Below are 25,085 nucleotides of genomic sequence, written 5' to 3' on the forward strand. Positions count from 1 at the left end.
GCGGGGCGCTCTTATGCCTTTACGCGTTCGGCTGCTCGAACGGCAGCTTGACGTCGTTCAGGTCGCGGCGCGTCTCCACCAGCACCAGTGGGCCGTTGTCCGGCGCTGCCACTGGCGGGCGCTCGCGCGGCACGCGGACCGGTGCCGGCTCGGCCGTCAGCGCGGCCTGGGCTGCTGCGACCTTGCTGCTGTCGGAATGCACCCATTGCAGACCACTGCCTTCGGCCACGCCAATCAGCTCCGTCACCGGCAGCACAAAGGCTGCTGGGGCCGGGGCGGCCACTGCCACAGGTGCGGCTACAGGCGCTGCCACGGGGGCTGCGACCGGTGCTGGTGCGGGGGCCGGCGCTGGCGCTGCTGCGATGGTTTCCACCACCGGTGCTGCCACCGGGGCTGCTACAGGCGCGGCGACCGCGACTGCAACCGGCTGGGGCTGGACCGGTGCCGCGGCGCTTTCGACCGGGGCGGCTTCTGCCACGATGGCCGGGGCCTGGGCTTCTTCGTCCTGCTGGCGGTTGCGCGGTGCGCGGGGAGCGCGCGGGGCGCGTTCCTCGGCACGGTCTGCACGCGCCTGTGGCGCGTCGTCGCGGCGGGCTTCAGCGTAGGCGCGTGGTGCGGCTTCGTCGTCGCTGACCTCGGCGTTCACCGGGGCCGGGCTGCGGAAGGCATCAAAGATGCCGCCCTGGGCCGGCGCTTCGCGCTCGACGGACTCTTGCGGTGCGCGCTCGGCGCTGTTGCCATTGCCGTTGCGCTCGCCACCTTCGCGGCGGTCGCGGCCGTAGCGGTCACGCGAGCGGCGCTCACGACGTTCGCGGCGCTCTTCACCACCGGCTTCGCCGTTGGTTTGGGGCGCGCCAGTGTCGTTGCCGTTTGCTTCCTCGCCAGCCACCTGCGGTTGCTGCTGGGCGTTGCCGCGTGCGTCGGCCACGGCATCGCTGCCCACGCCTTCGCCGGCTTCCGTCGCACCTTCGGCAGCACGCGGAGCGCGCTCACCACGGCCGCGACGGCCACCTTCGCCACGCTCACCGCGCTCGCCACGTTCACGGCGCGGTGGGCGCTCGCTGCGCTGTTCGTCGCCGGAGGTCGGCACTTCCAACGCCACGCCGGCCAGGGCCTGCGCCTCGGTCACCGTGTCGGTGCCCAGGGGGCGGTCGCTGGTGCGCGGTTCGCGCGGCTCGCGGCCTTCACGGCCGGCCGGACGGGCATCGCCACGCTCGCGGCGCTCACGGCGTTCGCCGCCGCGGCCTTCGCGTTCACCACGGTCTGCACGCTCGCCGCGTTCACCGTTACCGTTGCGTGCTTGCTCGGGGCGGTCGCCGCCACGTTCCTGGCGTTCCGGGCGCTCGCCGGCTGCGGCCGTTGCGCCGGCCGGGCGCTCGGTACGTTCACCGCGGCGTCCGCCACGGCCACCATCACGGCCACCTTCGCGGCGACCCTCGCCACGTTCACCGCGGTCACCGCGCTCGCCACGGTCACGGCGTTCACCGCCACGGCCAGGGCGTTGTTCGCCAGCCGCCGGTGCGGGCGCCGCAACCGGCGCAGCCACCGGTGCGGGCACCGGGCCAAAGCCGAAGAAGTTGCGCAGCCAGGCCAGGAAGCCCGATTCGGCCACAGGCGCCGGCTGTGCGGGCGGCGGCAGCGTTGCACGGGCCGGCGCTGCGGCAGCGGCCGGTGCCGCAGCAGGGCGCGGCGCGGCCTGCGGTGCGGGTGCGTCGGGCAGCACGCCCTTGATCACCGGCGTCTGCTTGTTGGTCGGCTCTTGCGAGCGGCGGGTGACCGTGGTCGGGTCTTCCACCACTTCGGCGAGCTTGTAGCTGGCCTCGATGCCGTCCAGGCGCGGGTCGTCGTGCTTCAGGCGTTCGAGCTTGTAGTGCGGGGTTTCCAGCGACTTGTTGGGCACCATCAGCACGTTGACGCGCTGCTTGAGCTCGATCTTGGCGATTTCGGTGCGCTTTTCGTTCAGCAGGAAAGAGGCCACTTCCACCGGCACTTGCACGTGCACGGCGGCGGTGTTGTCCTTCATGGACTCTTCCTGGATGATCCGCAGGATCTGCAGCGCCGAGCTTTCCGTGTCGCGGATGTGGCCAGAGCCACCGCAGCGCGGGCAGTTGATGTGCGCGCCTTCAGACAGCGCCGGCTTCAGGCGCTGGCGGCTCATTTCCATCAGGCCGAACTTGCTGATCGAGCCAAACTGCACGCGGGCGCGGTCTTGCCGCAGCGCGTCGCGCAGGCGGTTTTCCACTTCGCGGCGGTTCTTCGACTCTTCCATGTCGATGAAGTCGATCACGATCAGGCCGCCCAGGTCACGCAGGCGCATCTGGCGCGCCACTTCGTCGGCGGCTTCCAGGTTGGTGCGGGTAGCGGTTTCCTCGATGTCGCCGCCCTTGATGGCGCGCGCCGAGTTGACGTCCACGCTGACCAGCGCCTCGGTGTGGTCGATCACCACGGCACCACCGGACGGCAGCGTCACGGTGCGGGCGTAGGCGGATTCGATCTGGTGTTCGATCTGGAAGCGGCTGAACAGCGGCGCATCGTCGCGGTAGCGCTTCACGCGGGCGGCATGCTCGGGCATGACGTGCGCCATGAACTGGTGCGCCTGCTCGTAGATGTCGTCGGTGTCGATCAGGATGTCGCCGATGTCGTGGTTGAAGTAGTCACGAATCGCGCGAATGACCAGGCTGGATTCCTGATAGATCAGGAAAGCGCCCTTGCCGCCCTTGGCCGCGCCGTCGATGGCGGTCCAGAGCTTGAGCAGGTAGTTCAGGTCCCACTGCAGTTCGGGCGCGGTGCGGCCGATGCCAGCGGTGCGCGCGATGATGCTCATACCGTTCGGGTATTCGAGCTGGTCCATCGCTTCTTTGAGCTCGGCGCGGTCCTCGCCCTCGATGCGCCGGCTGACGCCGCCGCCGCGCGGGTTGTTGGGCATCAGCACCACGTAGCGGCCGGCCAGGCTCACAAAGGTGGTCAGGGCCGCGCCCTTGTTGCCGCGCTCTTCCTTCTCGACCTGGACCAGCAGCTCCTGGCCTTCCTTGATCACGTCGTTGATGCGCGCTTGGCTCACCGAGACGCCGGCGGCAAAGTATTGGCGGGAGATTTCCTTGAAGGGCAGGAAGCCGTGGCGGTCTTCGCCGTAGTCGACGAAGCAGGCCTCCAGCGAGGGCTCGACGCGCGTGACGACGGCCTTGTAGATGTTGCCCTTGCGCTGTTCGCGCCCTTCGATTTCGATTTCGTAGTCGAGCAGTTTTTGCCCGTCGACGATGGCCAGGCGGCGTTCTTCGGCCTGCGTGGCGTTGATCAGCATCCGTTTCATGATGCGTTCCTTCGTGTATTCAAAACTTCGTACAGGCCCGGATGGGGGCCAACGATGCCTGAACTGACGCTTCGAAACGAAGGGAATTGCCGGGAAAGCCGCGACTGCTGGCGCTTAGCGCTGCAGACGGGGCGGGGGCGCGTGGAGAGAAGCGAGGAGCGGCCGCAAAAAAGGGTGGGCGGCCGGGCGGGCAACATGTGCCCGCGGGAGAGGTGCAGACCACCGGGGCACGCCGGCGGGCGGGGGCATGAGCCACCGCCAGAGGGCAGGTACCAGGGTCATCAGCACGGCAAGATCTCGCTTCCATCCGCTGGTGGCCCTTGCCGCATGAGGCGCGGGGCGTACCAGCTGGGGTATTCCGGTTCGGTGTTTCAAAGTGCCGGCTCGTCCGGAGGAGCAGCGGGCCGTTGCGGACAATGGGTGCGCAACTTGCCCGGAAAAGCCTCCGGTGGCATCGACCTGCTGGCGGCATGCGGCGTGGTGGGTGGACTAAACTCCATCAAAATCAACCACTTACACAATGTCGCGCCAGTGAAACACATTATAGGGGCCAAAGTCCCGTCCGCAGCGCCCGCCGTGCGGCAGGTGACGGTGGATGCAGAGTCCGAAGGCCAGCGGCTAGACAACTTCCTGATCCGCGAATTGAAGGGCGTGCCCAAGACCCACGTCTACCGCATCATCCGCTCGGGCGAGGTGCGCGTGAACAAGGGCCGCGCCTCCGCCGATACCCGCGTGGCGGCCGGCGACGTGGTGCGCCTGCCGCCAGTGCGCGTGTCGGAGGCGGCCGAGGCGAAAGCGGCGCGCCCGGCGCCGGCGCGCGAATTCCCGGTGCTGTTCGAAGATGAGCACTTGCTTGCCATCGACAAACCCGCTGGCGTCGCCGTGCACGGCGGCAGCGGCGTGAGCTTTGGCGTCATCGAACAACTGCGCCAGGCCCGGCCGCAGGCGAAGTTCCTTGAACTGGTACACCGGCTCGACCGCGAAACCTCCGGCATCCTGCTGGTGGCCAAGAAGCGCTCGGCGCTGGTCCGCTTGCAGGACCAGTTCCGCGAGCGCGAAACCGGCAAGACCTATCTGGCGCTGGCCATAGGCGCCTGGCCGGCCAATCGCAAGGTGATCGACCAGCCGTTGCACAAATACCTGCAGGCCGATGGCGAGCGCCGCGTGCGTGTCACCACGGCCGACGACCCGGACGGCATGCGCTCGGTCACCCTGGTCAAGGTGCGCCACGGCATCCCGGCCCGGTCGGAGGCGGGGCTACCGGCTTTCTCATTGCTGGAAGTGACGATCAAGACTGGCCGCACCCACCAGATCCGCGTGCACCTGGCATCCGGCGGCCACGCCATTGCGGGCGACGACAAGTACGGTGACTTTCCCCTCAACAAGCGGCTGGCCGGCCTGGGCCTGTCGCGCATGTTCCTGCACGCCTGGCGGCTGCAGTTCACCCATCCGGCGAGCGAGGAGCGGATCACGCTCACCGCGGAGTTACCGCCAGAGCTGGTCCCTTGGGCCTAAAGTACCTGTCTTAAATATTTCCCCGCGCTGCTGATGTCCGACCTTGCCTCCCGTCCCCCCCGCTTCGACCTGATCGCCTTCGACTGGGACGGAACCCTCTACGACTCGACCGGCATCATCGTGCGCTGCATCCAGGCCGCAGTGCATGACGTGGGCGGCACCGTGCCGACCGACCGTGCCGCCGCCTATGTGATCGGCATGAGCCTGAACCAGGCGTTGGCCCATGCCGCGCCGGACGTGCCGCCTGAGCGCTATCCGCAACTGGGCGAACGCTACCGCCACCACTACCGGCTGCACCATGACGACCTGAGCCTGTTCGATGGCGTGCTGCCCATGCTCGATGCGCTCAAGGCGCGCGGCCACCTGCTGACGGTGGCCACCGGCAAGAGCCGGCGCGGCCTGAACGAGGTGCTGGCGACCGAGCAACTGCGCGGTACGTTTGATGCCTCGCGCACCGCCGACGAGACCGCCGGCAAGCCCGATCCGCTGATGCTGCATGAGCTGATGCAGGAGTTCGACCTGCCGCCCGAGCGCGTGCTGATGATTGGCGACACCACGCACGACTTGCTGATGGCCCGCAACGCCGGCTGCGCCAGTGTCGGCGTGAGCTACGGCGCGCACACACCTGAGGCGTTCGGCGAACTGGGCCCACTAGCGGTAGTGAATTCCATCGCCGAGCTGGACGGCTGGCTGCGCGACAACGCATGACTTGAGAGGAGGGGCCCGCGATGCAGGACCGCACCATCGCCCTGTGCCACAGCCGTGAACTGCAGGACGGCGGCCCTGCTGTTCCCTTCGACCTGGTCTACGCCGGCCAGACCTGCCGTGCGTTTGCTATCCGGTTCCGGGGCGTGCCGCATGCCTACCTCAACCGCTGCACCCACGTCGGCATGGAGATGGACTGGCAGCCAAACCACTTCTTCGACGACAGCGGGCAGTGGCTGCTGTGCCATGCCCACGGCGCCGCCTACCTGCCGGGCAGCGGTGCCTGCGCCGGCGGCCCCTGTCGCGGCGGACTGGTGAAAATACAACTGTCGGAGGCTGGCGGCGTGGTCCACTGGCATACTGCCTACAACCTCCAACCCCTCGAGTTCTAGATGACTGATCCGATCTTTCGCGATCCCTTGGATCATGAAGAAAAAAGCCCGCAAGCCGGCGCACAGCCTGGGCTTTATGCTTCTAAAAATGTAGCAAAGGAGGAGGGGGGGCAATGGGAGCGGGCGACGCTGGAGAAGCTCGCCTTTGCCGCGCTCAAGGAGCAGCGCTCGGCACGCCGCTGGAAGATATTCGTGCGCCTGGCCTGGCTGCTGTTCTTCGTCACCGTTGCCTGGCTGCTGTTTCACCGCGCGGCTCCTGCCACCGCCAAGACGACCGCGCACACCGCGGTGATCGATATCAAGGGCGAGATCGCCCAGGGCAACCAGGCCAGCGCGGAATTCGTCGTGGCCGCCATGCGCACCGCCTTCGAAGACGACGGCGCGCAGGCCGTGGTGCTGCTCATCAATTCGCCAGGTGGCAGCCCGGTGCAGGCCGGCATCATCAATGACGAGATCCTGCGGCTCAAGGCCAAGTACAAGAAGCCGATCTACGCCGTGGTGGAAGAAACCTGCGCCTCGGCGGCCTATTACATTGCCGCCGCCACCGACAAGATCTATGTCGACAAGGCCAGCATCGTCGGCAGCATTGGCGTGCTGATGGACGGCTTTGGCTTCACCGGCCTGATGGACAAGCTGGGCGTGGAGCGCCGCCTGATCACCGCCGGTGAGAACAAGGGCTTCATGGACCCGTTCAGCCCGCAGAGCGGCAAGCAGCGCGAACTCGCCCAGGCCATGCTCGATCAGATCCACCAGCAGTTCATCGGCGTGGTCAAGGCCGGCCGTGGCGACCGGCTCAAGGAAACGCCGGAGACCTTCAGCGGCCTGTTCTGGACCGGCCAGCAGGCAGTAGAGATGGGCCTGGCCGACCAGTTGGGCAATGTCGACTACGTGGCGCGCGAAGTGGTCAAGGCCGAGGAAATCGTCGACTACACCCGCCGTGACAACGTCGCCGAGCGGCTGGCCAAGAAGTTTGGCGCCGCCATGGGCGAGGGCGCCGTGCAGTCCATGCTGCGCCTGACGCCGTCCCTGCGCTGACGCGTTCCCCGCCCGTCCCCGCCAAAAGCCCGCGCCAACCCCGCGGGCTTTTTTCTGTCTGGGGCTGGTTGATGCGTCATTTGATTTCATTGGATATAATTTCATTTGAAATCAATTGGAGATGGGCATGGCCTTCGAAGACGATCTGGACCGCTACTTCCGCCTGCGCCCCACGGCGCCGGCCGGGCCGATCCGTGCCACGCGGCTGCTGATGCGCACCGCCGTCTTGCTGGAGGCGCGCATGGACCGTGCGCTGGCGCAGCACGGCCTGCTGATGCGCGAGTACCTGGCACTGGCCTTTATCTCGCTGCACAAGGGCGAGCGGCTGCGGCCGTCTGAGCTCAGCACCTCGCTCGACGCCAGCCGCACCCAGGTCACGCGCCTGCTCGACGCGCTGGAGTCGCAAGGCCTGGTCGAGCGCCAGGCCGCCGTCGAGGACCGGCGCGCGCTGCAACTGGCGCTGACGCCGGCCGGCAGCCGCAAGCTCAGTGCCGCCGCGCCCGACGTGCACGAGGCCTACCGCCAGAGCTGGGCCACGGTGGGCGATGACTTCGACGCCACCTTGCGCGGCCTGCGCGCCGTCAACACGCAATTGGAGGCAGACGGCGAAGGAGCCGCGCCGTGAGCAGCCTGCCGGGCGCCGCCCTGCTGCGCCTGTTCCCCCGTACCGAGAAGAAAAGCCTGCTGATGCAACTGCTGGGGCTGGTCACGGCGGTGGAGTTTTTTGAGAACCTGATGTTCGTCTTTGGCTCGGCCCACATCATGGGCGGGCTGGACGCGGCGCCGCGCGAATTCGTGCGGGTGCAGGCCGCCTACGCCGTCGGCAGCATGCTGATGATGCTGGCCCAGCAGCGGCTGGCACGCCGCTTTGGCTACCGCAGCTACCTGGCGGGCGGCTTGCTGCTGTTCATGGCCGGCCTGCTGGCCTGCGCCAACAGCAGCAGCCTGGCCGGCATGACGGCCGCGCGCTTTGTGCAGGGCCTGGGCGGCGGCACCTTCTTTACCAGCAGCCGCATCCTGGTGAACCTGCTGTTCCCGCTGAAGGAGCGGCCGGCCGCCACCAAGCGCTTCATGCTGTGGATCTTCGGCGCCTCTGCGCTGGCGCCGGCCATGTCGGGCTGGCTGATCCAGGAGCAGGGCTGGCAATGGGTGTTTTACGCCGCGCTGCCGCCGGCTGCGCTGGCGCTGGCGGGCGTGTGGCTGCTGATGCCCGAAGGCGCCGGGCGCGTGCCTGGCGCCCGGCTGGCCGAGCAGCCGGCACACCATGTGGCCTGGCCGCTGCTGGTATTCATTGCGGCCATCGTCTGCCTGCAGCTGGCGTTGTCGCAGGCACGCTTTGATGCGCTGGAGCACCCGGCACGGCTGGCGGCCATGGTGGGCGTGGGCGCCGTGCTGCTTGGCGCCTTTCTCTGGCACCAGTGGCAGCACCCACAGCCCTGGCTGCACCTGCGCTTGCTGCACAGCCCGGTCTATCTGGTGGGCCTGGGGCTGTACTTTTTGCACTACTTCCTGTCCAACTTCAGCGCCTACCTGTTCCCGGTGTTTGCAGAGCGCGGGTTGGGCATCACGCTGGGCATGACTGGCTGGCTCAATTCCTTCTCCGCACTGGTGAGCCTGGCCACCGCCTATGCCTATATCCGCGTGGCGCGCCGCATGCCCAGCAAAAAGCCGGTGATGCTGGCCGGCGTGGGCTGCGCCATCGCCGCGGCCTGGCTGTTCTCCAGCGTGCCGGCCGGCATCGCCGCCACGCAACTCTGGCCCGCGTTGCTGGCCAAGGGCATGTTCGGCGCGCTGCTGGTGCTGCCGGTGGCGGGGCTCACCTTCAGCGAATTGGGTGACGAGCGCTTTGGCCACGGCTACCAGGGCAAGAACCTGATGCGGCAACTGGCCGGGTCTGTGTCCACCGCGGTGGCGGCAGTGCTGCTGCAGAACCGGACCACGGCGGTGCACGACACGCTGGCGGCCGAGCTGTCACCCGGCCGCCCGGCGGTGCAGGACTGGCTGGCCAGTGTCGGCCATGTGCTGGCGCAGCGCGGCTATTCGCCGGAGCAGGCGCATGCTGGTGCGCTGGCGAGCCTGAGTAGCCTGCTCGATGGCCAGAGCCTGCTGCTGGCCTGCGAGGACCTCTACCGCCTGCTGGCGCTGCTGGCCGTGCTGGCAGGCGCCGTCATTCTGGTGCAGCGCCGTCTGCGCTGAGCCCGCCCAGGGCACGCCGCGCGCTCCAGGCCAGCACCACCGCAAAGCCCACCACCAGATAGAGCGCGGCGGTGAGTGAGCTGCCCTGCGCCAGCAGGCCGATTACCGGCGGCCCGGCCATGAAGCCCAGGTAGCCCAGCGACGAGACCGCCGCAATCGCATGTGCCGGACTGGTGCCGGGCAGGCGCGCGGCAGCCGAGAACAGGATGGGCACCACATTGGCAAAGCCCACGCCGACCAAGGCAAAGCCGGCCAGCGCCACCCACGGGTTGGAGGTGAGCAGCACCAGCAGCATGGCGGCGGCGGCCAACAGCGCGCTGCCGCGCAGCAGCACAGCGGGTGCAACGCGGGCGCGCACCCAGTCGCCACCGAAGCGGGTCAGTGCCATGGCGGCAGAGAAGCTGGCATACGCAAACGCTGCCTGGTGCTGTGGGCTGCCCAGTTCCTGTTGCAGGTAGAGCACGCTCCAGTCGTACATCGCGCCTTCGGCGATCAGTCCGATGCCTGCCAGCAGCCCAAGCACCAGCAGCATGCCGCGCGGCAGCTTGAAGCCGCCGCTGCCTTCACCGGCTTGGCCGGGCGGCGGCGCGGGCAGCATGCGGCGCGCCGCGAGCAGAGCGGCGGCGGCCATCAGCACGGCGACCAGCGCCAGGTGCCGCTGCGGCCAGGCCAGCAGCAGTCCACCGACCGTTGCGCCCGCCATGCCGCCGGCGCTGAACATGCCGTGCATGCCGCTCATCAGCGGCCGTCCGCCCAGGCGCTCCAGCTCAGAGGCTTCGGCATTGATGGCCACGTCGAACACGCTGTTGAAGAAGCCAAACACCACCAGCAAGGCCAGCAATGCGGCATAGCTGGGCAGCGCCAGCAGCAGCGCGATGCCCAGGGCCATGATGGGGCCGCCGATCTGCGTCACCCGCGCCGGCCCGTAGCGGCCGGTGAGCCGGCCGGCCTGGGTCAGGCCGATCAGTGCACCGACACCGGCTGCCAGCATGGCCAGGCCCAACTCAGCCTCGTTCGCGCCGTACTGGGCGCGCACGCTGGGGATGTGCACGCCCCAGGTGGCAAATAAAAAGCCCGAGCAGAAGAACTGCACGCGCGTCGCATGCCGCGCTGCGCGCAGGTAGGCGCCGCCGCTCACCGACCGATCGCAAACACCGCGGGCGTTGCGTTGTCGGGCGTGTGCAGCGCCGGTTGCTGGCGCCAGCCCTTGATGCTGTCGCTGCGCGTGCGGCCGGCGGCCAGGGTCAGCCCGTGGCTCACCGACAAGCGTGTGTTGTGCTGCAGCGTGCCCAGCAGGGCCTGCAGCAGCGCCGCGTTGCGGTAGGGCGTCTCTATAAAGAGCTGGCTTTGCCCGGTCTTGAGCGCCAGTGACTCCAGTGTGCGTATGCGTGTGGCGCGCTCCGCCGCATCCTGCGGCAGGTAGCCGACGAAGGCGAAGTTCTGGCCATTGAGCCCGCTGGCGGCCAGCGCCAGCAGCAGCGATACCGGTCCCACCAGCGGCAGCACGGGCAGGCCCAAGGTGTGCGCCGCGCGCACCACCGAGCTGCCGGGGTCGGCCACGGCCGGCATGCCGGCCTCGCTCAGCAGGCCGATGTCATGCCCTTCCAGCGCTGCGGCCAGCAGCGGCCGGGCATCGAAGGCGGTCGTGTGGTCGCCCTTCTTGTGCACCTCGCGCGGCAGTTCCTGGATCTGCTGTGCCTGCAGTGGCGCGGCCAGCGGGTGCAGGGCATCGACCCGCTTCAGGTAGGCGCGCGCGCTCTTGGCGTTCTCGCAGATCCAGTGGGTCAGGCCGGCCGCGGTGCGCAGCGTGGCATCGGGCAGCACATCGGTCAGCGGGGCTTCTGTAGCGCAGCCAAAGTCCAGCGGCGCCGGCACCAGGTAGAGGGAGCCGGTTGCCATTAGATATGTACTCCCGCCGCACGCAGCAGCCGGCAGGTGCGGATCAGCGGCAGGCCGACCAGGGCGGTTGGGTCGTCGTTGTCTATGGATTCGAGCAGGGCGATGCCCAGGCCTTCGCTCTTGGCGCTGCCGGCGCAGTCGTAGGGTTGCTCGGCGCGCAGGTAGGCCTCGATCTCGGCGTCGCTCAGCGCGCGAAAGCGCACTTTCACAGCGGCCAGGTCGGAGGCTTCGAAGCCGCTGGCGGCGCAGGCCACGGTCACGGCGGTCTGGAACACCACGGTGCGGCCGCGCATGCGCTGCAGCTGGACGGTGGCGCGGGCGTGGTCGCCGGGCTTGCCCAGCGGCTCGCCGTCGAGGTCGGCAACCTGGTCGGAGCCGATCACCACGGCGTCTGGGTATTGCCGGGCGACAGCCAGCGCCTTGGCGCGTGCCAGACGCACGGCCAGCGCCTGTGGCGCTTCGCCGGGCTCTGGGGTTTCATCCACATGTGGAGCGGCGACTTCGAAGGGCAGCCGCAGCCGCTCCAGCAGTTCACGGCGATAGGGCGAGGTCGAGCCAAGCACCAGCGGCCGCCCGCCGGAGGGCCTGGAGAAGATGGTGGCGGTGGGAAGAGTCATCCATCGATTCTCTTACACTGGCCCGATGAAGAATGACTTTGCCGCCGACCACCTGGACGTGCAGGCCTTTGCCCAAGCTGCGGCTACCGTGCAGGGCGAGGCGCCGCTGCGCAAGTTCCCGCGCCTATTGGAAGAAACCACCGGCGAGGACGCTGATCGCCCGGTGCACTGGACTGCCGTGGGCGAACAGCGCACGGTTGGCGGCGCACCGCAGGACTGGCTGCATCTGGAGGGCAGCACCGTGCTGTCCATGACCTGCCAGCGCTGCCTGGAGCCGGTTGATATGCCGCTGTCCTTTGAGCGCTCCTTCCGCTTCGTGGCCGACGAGGCCGCCGCCGAGGCCGAGGACGATCTGGTGGAAGAAGACCTGCTGGTGACCAGCCGTGATTTCCCCCTGCAGGAGCTGGTCGAGGACGAGTGCCTGATGGCCCTGCCCGTAGTGCCCCAGCACGAGGTCTGCCCTATCGATGTGCCCCTGTCGGTGTCCGATCCGGACTTCGAGGCGGCCAATGCAGAAAAGCCCCATCCTTTCGCCGCGCTGGCCCATCTGCGGCCCGGCGAAAAGAAGTAGTTATAATCGAGGGCTTCGCGCGAATCCCTGGGCGTCTTGTGTGACTGACCGAATGGGCTGGCCCGGCCCATGTTTTGTACCGTGGACCAGGCCTTTAAGCCGGGCATAAGCGCATTTCACTCACCTCTGTACCGATTCCAGGAGCCTCATCATGGCAGTTCAACAGAACAAGAAGTCCCCCTCCAAGCGCGGCATGCACCGTTCGCACAACGCACTGAACGTGCCGGGCATCGCAGTGGAGCCGACCACCGGCGAAACCCACCTGCGCCACCACATCAGCCCAACCGGCTTCTACCGCGGCCGCCAGGTGCTGAAGAACAAGTCCGAAGCCTGACGCTGCCTGCACCACTAAGGCCCGGTGCTACTATTTTTGTAGCACGGGCCTTTGTCTTGATGCCTGTCACTGTTTCAGGCCGCATTCGCGGCGCTGCGTACCGTCCATGATCACACTGGCTGTGGATTGCATGGGCGGGGACCATGGTCCCCGCGTTACGCTGGTCGCGTGCCGGCATTTCCTCGATCGGCACGCCGATGCGGAGCTGTTGCTGGTCGGCCTGCCCGATCAGCTCGCCGGTTTTACCCACGCCCGTGCCCGTATCGTGCCCGCCACCGAGGTGGTGGCCATGGACGACCCGGTCGAGGTGGCGCTGCGCCGCAAAAAGGATTCGTCCATGCGCGTGGCGATCCAGCAGGTCAAGGACGGTGCTGCGGCTGCTGCAGTGTCGGCCGGCAATACCGGCGCCTTGATGGCGATTGCACGCTACCTGCTCAAGACCCTGGATGGCATCGAGCGCCCGGCCATCGCCACCCAATTGCCCAACGCCAAGGGCGGCGCCACCACGGTGCTGGACCTGGGGGCCAATGTGGATTGCACGGCGGAGCACCTGTTGCAGTTCGCCGTCATGGGCGCAGCCCTGGGCTCCGTGCTCAAGAACGACGACCAGCCCACGGTGGGTTTGCTCAATATTGGTGAAGAAGTCATCAAGGGCAACGACATCATCAAGCGCGCTGGCGAGTTGCTGCGCGCGGCTGGCCGAGCCGGTGACCTGAACTTTGCCGGCAACGTCGAGGGCAACGACATCTTCAAGGGCACGGTCGACATCGTGGTCTGCGACGGCTTTGTCGGCAACGTCGCACTCAAGGCCAGCGAAGGCCTGGCCTCGGTCATCGTGGGTTTCCTGAAGGAAGAGTTCTCTCGCAACATCTTCACCAAGCTTGCTGGTATTTGTGCCTATCCGGTGCTTGCTGCGCTTAAAAAACGCATGGACTACCGGCGCTACAACGGCGCGGCCCTGTTGGGGCTGCGCGGGCTGGTGTTCAAAAGCCATGGTTCGGCAGACGAAGTGGCGTTCGAGCAGGCTTTGGTCCGCGCGTATGATGCCGCCCGCAACCACCTGCTTGAGCGTGTGCAGGCCCGCATCGCGCATGCCGCGCCGCTCCTGCAAGCGCAGGAAGCTGCAGTGCCCGCCGAGGCCGCGGCCGCCGTGCTCCACAAATAAATATGAGACGTTATTCCCGGATCCGGGGCACCGGCAGCTACTTGCCGCCCCGTCGCCTGACCAATGCCGAACTGGCCGCCGAACTGGCACAGCGCGGCGTCGAGACCTCTGACGAATGGATCGTCGAGCGCACCGGCATCCGCGCGCGTCACTTCGCCGCGCCCGACGTGGGCAGCAGCGACCTCGCGTTCGAGGCCTGCCAGCGCGCGCTGGAGGCGGCCGGTGTGGGCGCGGCCGATATCGACCTGATCATCGTCGCCACGTCCACGCCGGACATGGTGTTCCCGTCCACTGCCTGCATCCTGCAGAACAAGCTGGCCCAGTCTTCTGAAGCCGCACGCGGCATCCTGGGCTGCCCGGCCTTTGATGTGCAGGCGGTCTGCAGCGGTTTTGTCTACGCGCTGACCGTGGCCGACGCCATGATCCAGACCGGCGCGGCAAACCGTGCCCTGGTGGTCGGCGCCGAAGTGTTCTCGCGCATTCTTGATTTCAATGACCGCACCACCTGCGTGCTGTTTGGCGATGGCGCCGGCGCCGTGGTGCTGGAAGCCAGCGACACGCCCGGCATCCTGGCCAGCGACTTGCACGCCGATGGCCGCCATGTCGGCATCCTCTGCGTGCCCGGCAATGTGGCGGGCGGCCAGATCCTGGGCGATCCGCTGCTGAAGATGGACGGCCAGGCCGTGTTCAAGCTGGCCGTGGGCGTGCTGGAGAAGGCGGCCCATGCCGCGCTGGCCAAGGCCGGCAAGACCGAGGCCGACATCGACTGGCTGATCCCGCACCAGGCCAACATCCGCATCATGCAGAGCACGGCCAAGAAGCTGAAGCTGCCGCTCGACAAGCTGGTGGTCACGGTAGACCAGCATGGCAATACCTCGGCCGCCTCGATCCCGCTGGCGCTGGATGTGGCGGTGCGCTCCGGCAAGGTGCGCGAAGGCGATACGCTGATGCTCGAAGGCGTCGGTGGCGGCTTCACCTGGGGTGCGGTGCTCCTTAATTTGTAGCTAGAAGCCGGCGCCCAGTATGGGCTAGAGCCGTATTTCTTCAATATTCTGCAATCCATAGAAACACGCATGACCTCGTTCGCTTTCGTATTTCCTGGCCAGGGCTCGCAGTCGGTCGGCATGCTCGACGCCTGGGGCGATCACCCGGCCGTCGCCGAGACACTGCGTGAAGCCTCTGATGCGCTGGGCGAGGACATCGCCCGCCTGGTCCGTGAAGGCCCCAAAGAGGCGCTGGCGCTCACCACCAATACCCAGCCCGTGATGCTGGTGGCCGGCGTGGCCGCCTGGCGTGCCTGGAAGGCCGAGGGCGGTGCCGATCCTGCGGCCGTGGCCGGCCATTCGCTGGGCGAGTACTCGGCCCTGGTGGCCTCTGGCGTGCTGACGCTGGCCCAGGCCGCGCCGCTGGTGCGCTTCCGTGCCGCAGCCATGCAAGAGGCGGTGCCGGTGGGCGTTGGTGCCATGGCCGCCATCCTGGGCATGGATGCTTCCAAAGTGATAGCGGGATGCCAAGAGGTGACGGCGGCTTTGGCCGGTTCTGGCCATGAAGTGGTCGAGGCCGTGAACTTCAACGACCCGGCGCAGACTGTGATCGCCGGCAGCAAGGCCGCGGTCGAGAAGGCCTGCGAAGTCCTGAAGGCCGCTGGCGCGAAACGTGCGTTGCCCCTGCCTGTGTCCGCCCCTTTCCATTCCAGCCTGATGCAGCCCGCCGCCGAGAAGCTCAAGGCCAAGCTGGCCGACACGGCATTTGCCGCGCCGCGCATTCCGGTGCTCAACAACATCGACGTTGCGGTGCAGACCGATGCGGCCGCGATCCGCGAGGCGCTCTACCGCCAGGCCTTCGGCCCGGTGCGCTGGGTCGAGTGCGTGCAGGCGCTGCAACAGCGCGGTATCACGCATGTGGTCGAATGTGGTCCCGGCAAGGTGCTGGCCGGCATGGCCAAGCGCATCGACCCGGCCCTGAGCGCCGCAGCGCTCTACGATCCGGCCACGCTGGCCGAAGTGCGGGCCCTGCTGGCCTGAGCCGGCAGCCCCGCCGCCAAACTTATTCAAGAGGCTTTGATGTCTGAAATTCTCTATGCCGGCCAGGTGGCCCTGGTGACCGGCGCCACGCGCGGCATCGGCGCCGCCATCGCGGCCGAGCTGGCTGCACGCGGCGCCAAGGTGATTGGCACTGCCACCACCGACGAAGGCGCAGCCCGCATCGGTGCGGCGCTGGCTGCCCATGGCGGGCTCGGTGTGCGGCTCGACGTCACCGACGCACCTGCGGTCGACGCCTTGGTCGATGCGGTCATCGCCGAACACGGCAGCCTGCAGATCCTGGTCAACAACGCCGGCATCACCCGCGACACGCTGGCCATGCGCATGAAGGACGATGACTGGGACGCGGTGATGGACACCAATCTCAGGGCCGTCTTCCGCCTGTCGCGCGCCGTGGTCAAGCCCATGATGAAGCAGCGCTATGGCCGCATCGTCAGCATCACCAGCGTGGTGGGCGCCGCTGGCAATCCGGGGCAGGTCAACTACGCCGCCGCCAAGGCCGGCCTGGCCGGCATGACCCGTGCGCTGGCCAAGGAGCTTGGCTCGCGCAACATCACGGTCAACTGCGTGGCACCGGGTTTCATCGATACTGATATGACTGCAGGCCTGCCTGAGGCGCAGCAAAAGGCTTTGCTCGGGCAGATCCCGCTGGGCCACCTGGGCAAGCCGGCCGACGTGGCGCATGCCGTGGCCTACCTTGCGAGCCCGCAGGCCGCCTATGTGACGGGGCAAGAGCTGCACGTCAACGGCGGCATGTACATGGCCTGAGGCCGCAGCGTTTTTTCTCCACTCACCTTGCCGTTTCCGTCCGGACGGCTGCTGGGACAGGCTGCAAAGCCCGGCCAGCTAAAATCCGGACTCATTCTTTACAACCCTCAGAGGGAACCATGAGCGATATCGAAGCACGTGTCAAAAAAATCATTGCCGAACAACTTGGCGTTGAAGAGTCGCAAGTCACCAACGAAAAGGCTTTTGTCGCCGACCTGGGTGCCGACTCGCTTGATACGGTCGAACTGGTGATGGCCCTTGAAGATGAATTCGGCATCGAGATCCCGGACGAAGACGCCGAGAAGATCACCACGGTGCAAAACGCCATCGACTACGCCAACACCCATCAAAAGGCCTGATCGGCCAGCTGACACTGCGACTGCGGGCGGCGGCTTTATTCCAAACCGCACGCGCCGACCAGCCACTGTTCAGCGCTTCCAGAAAGGTTTGCCGGCATGACCAAACGCCGCGTTGTCGTGACCGGACTCGGTTGCATCGCTCCTGTCGGAAATACCGCAACCGAATCCTGGGCCAGCCTGTTGGCCGGGAAGTCGGGCATTGCGAACATCACCGCGTTCGATGCAAGTGCCTTTGCCTGCAAGTTTGCCGGCGAGGTGAAGGGTTTCGACATCACCCAATACATCTCGGAGAAGGAAGCGCGTCACATGGACCGCTTCATTCATCTGGGGCTTGCCGCCGCCATCCAGGCGGTGCAGGACAGCGGCTTGCCGACCGGTGAGGCGCTGCCCTATGAAAAAGCGGTGCGCATCGGCTGCAACATCGGCTCTGGCATCGGCGGCTTGCCGCTGATCGAGCAGATGCATGGCGAACTGGTCGCTCGCGGCCCGCGCCGCGTGTCGCCGTTCTTCGTGCCGGCATCGATCATCAACATGATCTCGGGCCATGTCTCGATCAAGTACGGCTTCAAGGGCCCGAACATCGCCGTCGTGACCGCCTGCACCACCGGCCTTCATGCCATTGGCACGTCGGCACGCATGATCGAGTACGGCGATGCCGACGTGATGATCGCGGGCGGTGCCGAGTCGACCATTTCCCCGCTCGGCATTGGCGGCTTCACGGCGCCACGCGCGCTGAGCACCCGCAATGACGATCCCGCCGCGGCTTCGCGCCCGTGGGACAAAGACCGCGACGGCTTTGTGCTGGGCGAGGGCGCTGGCGTGCTGGTGCTCGAAGAGTACGAACACGCCAAGGCGCGCGGTGCCAAGATCTACGCGGAAGTTTCGGGCTTCGGCCTGACCGGCGACGCGTATCACATGACGGCGCCCGACGTCGACGGCCCCCGCCGTTCAATGGCCATGGCACTGGCCAATGCCGGCGTCAACGCCGACGAGGTCCAGTACCTCAACGCGCATGGCACCTCGACACAGATCGGTGACCTCAACGAGACCAACGCGGTCAAGCTCGCCTTTGGCGATCACGCGAAGAAGCTCGTCGTCAATTCGACCAAGTCCATGACCGGCCACTTGTTGGGCGGCGCGGGCGGCATCGAATCGGTGTTCACCGTGCTCGCGATTCACCACCAAAAGAGCCCGCCGACGATCAACATCGTCAACCAGGACCCGGAGTGTGATCTCGACTACTGCGCCAATGAGGCACGCGATCTGAAGATCGATGTTGCGGTCAAGAACAACTTCGGCTTCGGTGGCACCAACGGCACGCTGGTGTTCAAGCGGCTGGCCTGAACGCGGACCATTACCCCTCCATGCATACGGCGCCCGCGGTCCGCTACCCGGTAATGCGGTCCAGGCGCGCCGGCGCATTGCAGGCTGTACTATGGCTGCTTGGCGCCGTCTCGGCTCTGGGCTGGATGCTGGCCGCGCCGGTCTTCGGGCCTGCACAAGCCCTGGCAGCCTGTCTGTTATTGGCCACGGCCGTGGCCGGACTGCGCGGCTGGAGGGCCACGCCCTCCGGTCAGCTTGGCTGGGATGGCCAGCATTGGCGCTGGGACAGCGCGCAATCGGTGCCGGCCTTGCCTGAAGGCGTATTGGCCGTGCACCTGGACCTGCAGACGCTGGTGCTGGCCCGCTTTGTGCCCGCGCGCGGCAAAGCCGTCTGGCTATGGCTGGAGCACAGCGCCTTGCCGGGCCGGTGGCACGCTTTGCGTTGCGCGCTGCACGCCCGCACTGCCAATGCAGGCACGCCAGCGGGGCAGCCCGCACCATGACCACGCCGCAGCCAATGACCCCCAACGACGCCGACCTGATGCTGGTCGAGCGCACGGTGGCGGGTGACCAGAAGGCCTACGGGCTGCTGGTCACCAAGTACCAGCGGCGTATCGAGCGGCTGATCGGCCGCATGGTGCGCGATGTCGACCTGGTCGAGGACATCGCCCAGGAAACCTTCATCCGCGCCTATCGTGCGCTGCACCAATTCCGTGGCGAAGCCCAGTTCTATACCTGGCTCTACCGAATTGCCGTCAATACGGCCAAGAAGGCGCTGGTTGAACTCAAACGCAATCCGGTCATTTCCGAGAACGCGATGCGCGGCGGCAGCGAAGATGATGAAACTTCCTTCGTCGGCAATGAACTAACCAGCGACGAAACCCCCGAAACGGTGCTGGCAGCCAAGGAAATCGCCGCGACGGTAAATGCCGCGATGGAGGCCCTGCCAGAAGATCTGCGGCAGGCCGTGACACTGCGCGAAATCGAAGGCCTGAGCTACGAAGAGATCGCGGAAGCCATGAATTGCCCGATAGGTACGGTGCGTTCGCGGATTTTCCGTGCGCGCGAAGCCATCTCCGCCAAGATCAAGCCGCTTCTGGAAAACCAGAGCGGCAAGCGGTGGTGATCTGACGATTGCATGAATGCTGCGGCTGACAGGTGACAACCATGAACGACATGCTGAACGAATCTGAAGAGCTTTCTGCACTGGCTGACGGCGCCTTGCAGGGCGATGCCTTCGCGCGCGCCGTGGAGCGGCTTGGGCGCGATGCGGCGGCGCGCGATCAGTGGCATGCCTACCACCTGATTGGCGACGTGCTGCGCTCACCCGATTTGGCCCAGGGCGCGGCCGACCGCAGTTTTGTCGACCGGCTGCAGGCGCGGCTTGCCGCCGAGCCGCCGCCGGTGCGCGCCGAGGCTGTCGAACTGGCGCCTGTGGCGCAGGCCATGCCCGTGCGTGAGGCGGCCAACCATGACAGCTTCCGCTGGAAGATGGTGGCGGGCTTCGCCTCGCTGGCGGCGGTGGCGGCCATTGGCTGGAATTCCTTTGCAACGCTGGACGGCGCTGCGCCGGCCGGTGCCACGCTGGCGCAGGTGCCAGCGGCGGCCGTCGTGGCCCAGCAGGCCGACAGTGGCACGCCGCCGCAACAGGCGGTCGCCACCCTGGCTGGCCCGGGCAACACGCCGGTGCCGTCTTTCGTGCTGGCTGGCAATGACACGGCGCCGCAGGTCATGCTGCGCAACCCGCGCCTGGACGAGTTCCTGGCCGCGCACAACCAGGCCGTGGGCGGCGCGACGCTGCAGACCGCGCCGGGCTTTGTGCGCAATGCCAGCTTCGAAGGCCGGGCGCGCTGAGGTTGCCAGGGTGCGGGATCTGCTGTCGCTTTCCTTCGTATGGCCGACACGGCTGCCGCAGCTTGCATGTGCCGTGCTGGCTGGGGGGCTGCTGCTCGGCAGCGAGCCCGCGATGGCGGCTGCGCCCGATCCCGGGCCGGTCGCCCAGGCTGCGCCCGCAGCACGGGCCGGTGACGAAGGCGACGTGGTCAAGTGGCTGATCCGTGGCCATGAAGCCTCCAGAAAACGCTCCTACGTGGGCACGCTTGTCGTGCTGTCGGCCAATGGCGGCATGTCCAGCTCCCGCATCTGGCATGTGTGCGAGGGCAACCAGCAGGCCGAGCGCGTCGAATCCCTGACCGGGACGCCGCGTTCGACCTTCCGGCGCAACGATGAGGTCATCACCTTCCTGCCCGAGCTGCGCCTGGCGCGCTCCGAGCGCCGCGACTCCTTTGGCCTGTTCCCCAACCTGCTGCGCGTGGGCGAGGCCTCGGTAGCGGGCCTCTACAGCGCGCGCGTGCTGGGCGGCCAGCGGGTGGCGGGCCTCGACACCGATGTGGTCCAGGTCGTGCCAAAGGATGGCATGCGCTATGGCTACCGCCTCTGGACCGAGAAGAAGTCGGGCCTGGTGGTGCAACTGCAGACCTTGGCGGCGGATGGCCGGGTGCTGGAGCAGGCGGCCTTCTCTGAATTGGACATGGGCGCGCCGCTGCGCATGGACCAACTGGTCCGCATGATGAACAACACCGCCGGCTACAAGGTCGAGCGGCTGGAAGTGACCAAGACCACCGGCGCCGACGAGGGCTGGAGCTTGAAGGACCCGATTCCCGGCTTCCAGCCGGTCAGCTGCTACCGGCGCACGGCGCCTTCGGTGTCGCGCACGGTGCACTGGATCTTCTCCGATGGCCTGGCCACGGTGTCGCTGTTCATCGAGCCCTATGGGCCGCAGCCGCGCCAGGAGTCGCAGGTGGCCGTCGGCGTCACGCAGATGCTGTCGCAGCGCATCGCCGGTGACTGGTGGCTGACGGCGGTGGGCGAAGTGCCCGTGGCGACGCTGCAGGCCTTTGCCCAGTCGCTTGAACGCCGGCCTTGACCGGTAGCGGGCTGTAGCGCCTGCACCGGGCTCGCGGCGTTGAACCTTTCGCCGCAATCCGTTTCACATATCTGTTGTTTTTGTCGTTGCCCGGCTGCGGTCGGGCTTCCTGTCTGAAAGGTAGAAGATGTTGTTGCACGATGGCTTGAAGAGCAAACTGCAAGGCTGCGTGGGTGCGGCCGGTGCGCTGGCGCTGGGATCGGTTCTGGCCTTGCTGCCGCCGTCCCCTGCGGCGGCCCAGCAGGCTCCTGCGGCTCCTGCCGCGCCGGTGGTCCGGGCCTTGCCGGACTTCACCGACCTGGTCGAGCAGGTCGGCCCCTCGGTCGTCAATATCCGCACGCTGGAAAAGGTCGCGGCACGCTCGGGCTCCGACGATACGGCGGCGGATGATCAGATGCGCGAATTCTTCAAGCGCTTCGGCATCCCCATGCCCAATACGCCGCGCCAGCAGCGGCCCCAGCGCCCGCAGCCTGAAGAAGAGCAGCCGCGCGGCGTGGGTTCGGGCTTCATCCTGTCGGCCGACGGCTACGTGATGACCAACGCGCACGTGGTCGATGGCGCCGACGAGGTCATGGTCACGCTCACCGACAAGCGCGAGTTCAAGGCCAAGATCATCGGCGCCGACAAGCGCACCGATGTCGCCGTGGTCAAGATCGACGCCACCGGGCTGCCGGCGGTGAAGATTGGTGACCTGGGCCGGCTCAAGGTGGGCGAATGGGTGATGGCCATCGGCTCGCCCTTCGGCCTGGAGAACACCGTCACCGCGGGCATCGTCAGCGCCAAGCAGCGCGATACCGGCGACTACCTGCCCTTCATCCAGACCGACGTGGCGATCAACCCGGGCAATTCCGGCGGGCCTCTGCTCAACATGCGCGGCGAGGTGGTCGGCATCAACAGCCAGATCTACTCGCGCTCGGGCGGCTTCATGGGCATCTCTTTCTCGATCCCGATCGACGAGGCGATCAACGTCAGCGAGCAACTGCGCCAGACCGGGCGCGTCTCGCGCGGCCGCATCGGTGTGCAGATCGGGCAGGTGACCAAGGACGTGGCCGAATCCATCGGGCTGGGCAAGGCCCAGGGCGCCTTGGTGAGCGGCGTCGAGAGCGCCTCCCCGGCCGAGAAGGCAGGCGTGGAGGCGGGCGACATCATCCTCAAGTTCGACGGCAAGACCATCGAGCGCACCAGCGATCTGCCGCGTCTGGTCGGCAGCACCAAGCCTGGCACCAAGAGCACGCTGACGGTGTTCCGGCGTGGCGCCACGCGCGACCTGGCCATCACCATCGCCGAGGTCGAGTCAGACCAGCCGGCGGCGCGCAAGCCCGCAGAGAAGGAGGAGGCGGCACCGCAGTCCTCCAGCGCCGGCAAGGTGCTGGGCCTGGCCGTGAGCGACCTGAGCGCGGCACAGAAGAAGGAGCTCAAGCTCAAGGGCGGCGTACGGGTCGATGCCGCCGTGGAGGGCGCTGCACGCGCCGGCCTGCGCGAGGGCGATGTCATCCTGGCGGTGGCCAACACCGAGGTCACCGGCGTCAAGTCCTTCGAGGCCATCGTGGCCAAGCTGGACCGCAGCAAGCCGGTCAATGTGCTGGTGCGCCGTGGTGAATGGGCGCAGTACGCCCTGATCCGGCCGGTGCGTTGAGCGGGGCGGGGGCGATAAGCGGGCATAAAACCCGGGTCAAATCTGGCGGATAAGGTCTTTTCAACCCTGCCCGCTGGTCGTGAATTGAAGTTTGCAGGTGCTAACTTCAATCTCTGGCCGGCGTTTCACAAGGTTAGAATCACGCCGCTTTTGCACTTGTCTGGGCGCCGCCGGCGACCCCGAGATTGCCCTCTGTACAGACCCCAAACCGTGCACAGGCGATCCACAGATCACCCACAACTTGTCCAGAAAGGCTTTTGCACAAACTGTGGATAAATTGTGGATAGATTTTCCGTTGCCAGCGTGCAACCGCCCTTTTTTGGCCCGCTTTCCGCTGTACGTTTTGGCCTTTTTGCCTACAATGAAGCTCCAACTATCGCAGTTGCCATAGATTGTTGGTTCAGGGCGCGTCACCACTCGACGCGCCCTTTTTTCTTTGTGCGCTCCGAATAAATTCAATCACTTAAGTGTTCCCGTTGATGAACCACATCAGAAATTTCTCGATCATTGCGCACATCGACCATGGCAAATCGACCCTTGCAGACCGCTTGATCCAGCGCTGCGGTGGTCTCGAAGAACGTGACATGCAAGCGCAGGTTCTTGACTCGATGGACATCGAAAAAGAGCGTGGGATAACCATCAAGGCGCAGACCGCTGCGCTGCAGTACAAGGCACTCGATGGGCAGGTCTACAACCTCAACCTGATCGACACACCGGGCCACGTCGACTTCTCGTATGAAGTGTCGCGCTCGCTGTCTGCATGTGAAGGCGCGTTGCTCGTTGTCGATGCTTCGCAAGGTGTTGAAGCGCAGACCGTGGCCAACTGCTACACCGCGTTGGACCTTGGCGTTGAAGTGCTGCCGGTGCTCAACAAGATGGACCTGCCGCAGGCCGATCCAGAGAACGCGAAGGCCGAGGTGGAAGACGTGATCGGCATTGACGCGAGCGATGCGATCCCGTGCTCGGCCAAGACCGGCATGGGCATCGACGAGATCCTGGAGGCCATCGTCGCCAAGATCCCGGCGCCCAAGGGCAAGCCCGACGCGCCGCTGCGCGCCATGATCGTCGACAGCTGGTTCGATACCTATGTTGGCGTGGTGATGCTGGTGCGTGTGGTCGACGGCCGCCTGGGGCGCGGTGAGCGCTTCAAGATGATGGCGACCGAGACGGTCTACAACGCCGACAACCTGGGTGTGTTCACGCCCGCCAACGAGCCGCGGCAATCGCTGGAGGCGGGCGAGGTGGGTTACATCATTGCCGGCATCAAGGAGCTGCAGGCGGCGAAGGTGGGCGACACCATCACGCTGGAGAAGAAGCTGCCGAACAACCTCGGCCCCGCCACCGAGGCACTGCCGGGCTTCAAGGAAATCCAGCCGCAGGTGTTTGCCGGGCTCTACCCGACCGAGGCCAACCAGTACGACGCGCTGCGCGACGCGCTGGAGAAACTCAAGCTCAACGACTCTTCATTGCACTACGAGCCCGAGGTGTCGCAGGCGCTGGGCTTTGGCTTTCGCTGCGGCTTCCTGGGCTTGCTGCACATGGAGATCGTGCAGGAGCGGCTGGAGCGCGAGTTCGACCAGGACCTGATCACCACCGCGCCCAGCGTGGTGTATGAGGTGGTCAAGGGCGACGGCGAGGTCATGATGGTCGAGAACCCGTCCAAGATGCCCGACCAGGGCCGGCTGCAGGAAGTCCGCGAGCCGATCGTGACGGTGCACCTGTATATGCCGCAAGAGCACGTGGGCGCGGTGATGACGCTGGCCAACCAGAAGCGCGGCGTGCAGATGAACATGGCCTACCACGGCCGCCAGGTGATGCTCACGTATGAGATGCCGCTGGGTGAGATCGTGCTGGACTTCTTCGACAAGCTCAAATCGGTCAGCCGCGGCTATGCCTCGATGGACTACGAGTTCAAGGAGTACCGGGCGTCGGACGTGGTCAAGGTCGACATCCTGCTGAACGGTGAGAAGGTCGATGCGCTGTCCATCATCGTGCACCGCAGCCAGAGTCTGTACCGCGGCCGCGCCGTGGTGGGCAAGATGCGCGAGATCATCAGCCGCCAGATGTACGACGTGGCGATCCAGGCCGCCATTGGCGCCAACATCATTGCGCGCGAAACCATCAAGGCGCTGCGCAAGAACGTGCTGGCAAAATGTTACGGCGGCGACATCAGCCGCAAGCGCAAACTTCTTGAGAAGCAAAAGGCCGGCAAGAAGCGCATGAAGCAGATCGGTTCGGTCGAAGTGCCGCAAGAGGCCTTCCTCGCCATCCTGCAGGTCGAAGACTGATCCA

The 25,085-nt window shown here is 66.6% G+C and carries 24 protein-coding genes; 20 read left to right on the forward strand and 4 right to left on the reverse strand.

Annotated elements, in window-relative coordinates; all coding sequences use genetic code 11:
- Window positions 1-19: 19 nt before the first annotated feature.
- Entirely contained in the window at window positions 20-3,310 is a 3,291-nt protein-coding gene (locus AAFF27_07635; GenBank protein XAH25052.1) for an Rne/Rng family ribonuclease, read from the reverse strand.
- Window positions 3,311-3,841: 531 nt separating this feature from the next.
- Between AAFF27_07635 and AAFF27_07640 the strand changes: the two genes are divergently transcribed.
- From AAFF27_07640 to AAFF27_07665, 6 genes are all read left to right on the forward strand, one after another.
- On the forward strand, window positions 3,842-4,825 hold the full coding sequence (locus tag AAFF27_07640) for an RluA family pseudouridine synthase (protein ID XAH25053.1): 984 nt from the start codon (window positions 3,842-3,844) through the stop codon (window positions 4,823-4,825).
- Between the two features lie 33 nt (window positions 4,826-4,858).
- On the forward strand, window positions 4,859-5,533 hold the full coding sequence (locus tag AAFF27_07645) for an HAD-IA family hydrolase (protein ID XAH25054.1): 675 nt from the start codon (window positions 4,859-4,861) through the stop codon (window positions 5,531-5,533).
- 20 nt (window positions 5,534-5,553) lie between these two features.
- Window positions 5,554-5,922 (forward strand): Rieske 2Fe-2S domain-containing protein, encoded by a 369-nt coding sequence (locus AAFF27_07650; protein XAH25055.1) that lies wholly within the window; start codon window positions 5,554-5,556, stop codon window positions 5,920-5,922.
- Window positions 5,923-6,957 carry a S49 family peptidase gene (locus AAFF27_07655; protein ID XAH25056.1) on the forward strand — a complete coding sequence of 345 codons (1,035 nt, stop codon included), beginning with the start codon at window positions 5,923-5,925 and terminating at the stop codon, window positions 6,955-6,957. It begins immediately after the preceding gene.
- 127 nt (window positions 6,958-7,084) lie between these two features.
- On the forward strand, window positions 7,085-7,582 hold the full coding sequence (locus tag AAFF27_07660) for a MarR family transcriptional regulator (GenBank protein ID XAH25057.1): 498 nt from the start codon (window positions 7,085-7,087) through the stop codon (window positions 7,580-7,582).
- On the forward strand, window positions 7,579-9,153 hold the full coding sequence (locus AAFF27_07665; protein XAH25058.1) for an MFS transporter: 1,575 nt from the start codon (window positions 7,579-7,581) through the stop codon (window positions 9,151-9,153). The genes AAFF27_07660 and AAFF27_07665 overlap by 4 nt, the downstream gene beginning before the upstream one ends.
- Here AAFF27_07665 and AAFF27_07670 read toward each other — a convergent pair.
- From AAFF27_07670 to AAFF27_07680, 3 genes are read right to left on the reverse strand one after another with little or no spacing between them, the layout of a single operon-like run.
- Complete coding sequence (locus tag AAFF27_07670; GenBank protein XAH25059.1) at window positions 9,125-10,291, reverse strand: MFS transporter; 1,167 nt, start codon at window positions 10,289-10,291, stop codon at window positions 9,125-9,127. The genes AAFF27_07665 and AAFF27_07670 overlap by 29 nt on opposite strands.
- Window positions 10,288-11,052 (reverse strand): SAM-dependent methyltransferase, encoded by a 765-nt coding sequence (locus AAFF27_07675; GenBank protein XAH25060.1) that lies wholly within the window; start codon window positions 11,050-11,052, stop codon window positions 10,288-10,290. The genes AAFF27_07670 and AAFF27_07675 overlap by 4 nt, the downstream gene beginning before the upstream one ends.
- Window positions 11,052-11,669: a Maf family nucleotide pyrophosphatase gene (locus AAFF27_07680; GenBank protein XAH25061.1), complete on the reverse strand. Its 618-nt coding sequence runs from the start codon at window positions 11,667-11,669 to the stop codon at window positions 11,052-11,054. The genes AAFF27_07675 and AAFF27_07680 overlap by 1 nt, the downstream gene beginning before the upstream one ends.
- A gap of 25 nt (window positions 11,670-11,694) precedes the next feature.
- On the opposite strand from AAFF27_07680, the gene AAFF27_07685 reads away from it, so the two are divergent.
- From AAFF27_07685 to lepA, 14 genes are all read left to right on the forward strand, one after another.
- A complete protein-coding gene (locus tag AAFF27_07685) occupies window positions 11,695-12,240 on the forward strand; it encodes a DUF177 domain-containing protein (GenBank protein XAH25062.1) in 546 nt (181 codons plus the stop codon).
- A gap of 151 nt (window positions 12,241-12,391) precedes the next feature.
- The gene (gene rpmF / locus AAFF27_07690) at window positions 12,392-12,574 is read left to right on the forward strand and encodes a 50S ribosomal protein L32 (protein ID XAH25063.1); all 183 of its coding nucleotides are present in this window, start codon (window positions 12,392-12,394) and stop codon (window positions 12,572-12,574) included.
- 106 nt (window positions 12,575-12,680) lie between these two features.
- Window positions 12,681-13,739: a phosphate acyltransferase PlsX gene (plsX, locus tag AAFF27_07695; GenBank protein ID XAH25064.1), complete on the forward strand. Its 1,059-nt coding sequence runs from the start codon at window positions 12,681-12,683 to the stop codon at window positions 13,737-13,739.
- 2 nt (window positions 13,740-13,741) lie between these two features.
- Window positions 13,742-14,743, forward strand: a complete 1,002-nt coding sequence (locus AAFF27_07700; protein XAH25065.1) for a beta-ketoacyl-ACP synthase III — start codon at window positions 13,742-13,744, stop codon at window positions 14,741-14,743.
- A gap of 69 nt (window positions 14,744-14,812) precedes the next feature.
- Window positions 14,813-15,763, forward strand: coding sequence for an ACP S-malonyltransferase (fabD, locus tag AAFF27_07705; GenBank protein ID XAH25066.1), 951 nt, complete (start codon window positions 14,813-14,815; stop codon window positions 15,761-15,763).
- Window positions 15,764-15,802: 39 nt separating this feature from the next.
- Entirely contained in the window at window positions 15,803-16,549 is a 747-nt protein-coding gene (gene fabG / locus AAFF27_07710; protein XAH25067.1) for a 3-oxoacyl-ACP reductase FabG, read from the forward strand.
- 119 nt (window positions 16,550-16,668) lie between these two features.
- Window positions 16,669-16,908: an acyl carrier protein gene (acpP, locus tag AAFF27_07715; GenBank protein XAH25068.1), complete on the forward strand. Its 240-nt coding sequence runs from the start codon at window positions 16,669-16,671 to the stop codon at window positions 16,906-16,908.
- Window positions 16,909-17,004: 96 nt separating this feature from the next.
- Window positions 17,005-18,252 carry a beta-ketoacyl-ACP synthase II gene (fabF, locus tag AAFF27_07720; GenBank protein ID XAH25069.1) on the forward strand — a complete coding sequence of 416 codons (1,248 nt, stop codon included), beginning with the start codon at window positions 17,005-17,007 and terminating at the stop codon, window positions 18,250-18,252.
- Window positions 18,253-18,272: 20 nt separating this feature from the next.
- A complete protein-coding gene (locus AAFF27_07725) occupies window positions 18,273-18,734 on the forward strand; it encodes a hypothetical protein (protein ID XAH25070.1) in 462 nt (153 codons plus the stop codon).
- Entirely contained in the window at window positions 18,731-19,357 is a 627-nt protein-coding gene (rpoE, locus tag AAFF27_07730) for an RNA polymerase sigma factor RpoE (protein ID XAH25071.1), read from the forward strand. Before AAFF27_07725 ends, rpoE begins: the two co-directional genes overlap by 4 nt.
- A 41-nt stretch (window positions 19,358-19,398) precedes the next feature.
- Window positions 19,399-20,085: a sigma-E factor negative regulatory protein gene (locus AAFF27_07735; GenBank protein XAH25072.1), complete on the forward strand. Its 687-nt coding sequence runs from the start codon at window positions 19,399-19,401 to the stop codon at window positions 20,083-20,085.
- 10 nt (window positions 20,086-20,095) lie between these two features.
- Window positions 20,096-21,157, forward strand: coding sequence for a MucB/RseB C-terminal domain-containing protein (locus tag AAFF27_07740; protein ID XAH25073.1), 1,062 nt, complete (start codon window positions 20,096-20,098; stop codon window positions 21,155-21,157).
- A 127-nt stretch (window positions 21,158-21,284) separates the two neighbouring features.
- Window positions 21,285-22,793, forward strand: a complete 1,509-nt coding sequence (locus tag AAFF27_07745; protein ID XAH25074.1) for a DegQ family serine endoprotease — start codon at window positions 21,285-21,287, stop codon at window positions 22,791-22,793.
- Window positions 22,794-23,272: 479 nt separating this feature from the next.
- Entirely contained in the window at window positions 23,273-25,081 is a 1,809-nt protein-coding gene (gene lepA / locus AAFF27_07750) for a translation elongation factor 4 (protein ID XAH25075.1), read from the forward strand.
- Window positions 25,082-25,085 lie beyond the last annotated feature (4 nt).

Origin of the sequence: Xylophilus sp. GW821-FHT01B05 (assembly GCA_038961845.1) — a bacterium.
In the GTDB taxonomy this organism is placed as follows: Bacteria; Pseudomonadota; Gammaproteobacteria; order Burkholderiales; family Burkholderiaceae_C; genus Xylophilus.

Coding starts and splice junctions, on each gene's coding strand:
- AAFF27_07635 (XAH25052.1), bottom strand. CDS start 3,310: ATGAAACGGATGCTGATCAACGCCACGCAGGCCGAAGAACGCCGCCTG.
- AAFF27_07645 (XAH25054.1), top strand. CDS start 4,859: ATGTCCGACCTTGCCTCCCGTCCCCCCCGCTTCGACCTGATCGCCTTC.
- AAFF27_07650 (XAH25055.1), top strand. CDS start 5,554: ATGCAGGACCGCACCATCGCCCTGTGCCACAGCCGTGAACTGCAGGAC.
- AAFF27_07655 (XAH25056.1), top strand. CDS start 5,923: ATGACTGATCCGATCTTTCGCGATCCCTTGGATCATGAAGAAAAAAGC.
- AAFF27_07660 (XAH25057.1), top strand. CDS start 7,085: ATGGCCTTCGAAGACGATCTGGACCGCTACTTCCGCCTGCGCCCCACG.
- AAFF27_07675 (XAH25060.1), bottom strand. CDS start 11,052: ATGGCAACCGGCTCCCTCTACCTGGTGCCGGCGCCGCTGGACTTTGGC.
- AAFF27_07680 (XAH25061.1), bottom strand. CDS start 11,669: ATGACTCTTCCCACCGCCACCATCTTCTCCAGGCCCTCCGGCGGGCGG.
- AAFF27_07685 (XAH25062.1), top strand. CDS start 11,695: ATGAAGAATGACTTTGCCGCCGACCACCTGGACGTGCAGGCCTTTGCC.
- rpmF (XAH25063.1), top strand. CDS start 12,392: ATGGCAGTTCAACAGAACAAGAAGTCCCCCTCCAAGCGCGGCATGCAC.
- plsX (XAH25064.1), top strand. CDS start 12,681: ATGATCACACTGGCTGTGGATTGCATGGGCGGGGACCATGGTCCCCGC.
- AAFF27_07700 (XAH25065.1), top strand. CDS start 13,742: ATGAGACGTTATTCCCGGATCCGGGGCACCGGCAGCTACTTGCCGCCC.
- fabD (XAH25066.1), top strand. CDS start 14,813: ATGACCTCGTTCGCTTTCGTATTTCCTGGCCAGGGCTCGCAGTCGGTC.
- fabG (XAH25067.1), top strand. CDS start 15,803: ATGTCTGAAATTCTCTATGCCGGCCAGGTGGCCCTGGTGACCGGCGCC.
- acpP (XAH25068.1), top strand. CDS start 16,669: ATGAGCGATATCGAAGCACGTGTCAAAAAAATCATTGCCGAACAACTT.
- fabF (XAH25069.1), top strand. CDS start 17,005: ATGACCAAACGCCGCGTTGTCGTGACCGGACTCGGTTGCATCGCTCCT.
- AAFF27_07725 (XAH25070.1), top strand. CDS start 18,273: ATGCATACGGCGCCCGCGGTCCGCTACCCGGTAATGCGGTCCAGGCGC.
- rpoE (XAH25071.1), top strand. CDS start 18,731: ATGACCACGCCGCAGCCAATGACCCCCAACGACGCCGACCTGATGCTG.
- AAFF27_07735 (XAH25072.1), top strand. CDS start 19,399: ATGAACGACATGCTGAACGAATCTGAAGAGCTTTCTGCACTGGCTGAC.
- AAFF27_07745 (XAH25074.1), top strand. CDS start 21,285: ATGTTGTTGCACGATGGCTTGAAGAGCAAACTGCAAGGCTGCGTGGGT.
- lepA (XAH25075.1), top strand. CDS start 23,273: ATGAACCACATCAGAAATTTCTCGATCATTGCGCACATCGACCATGGC.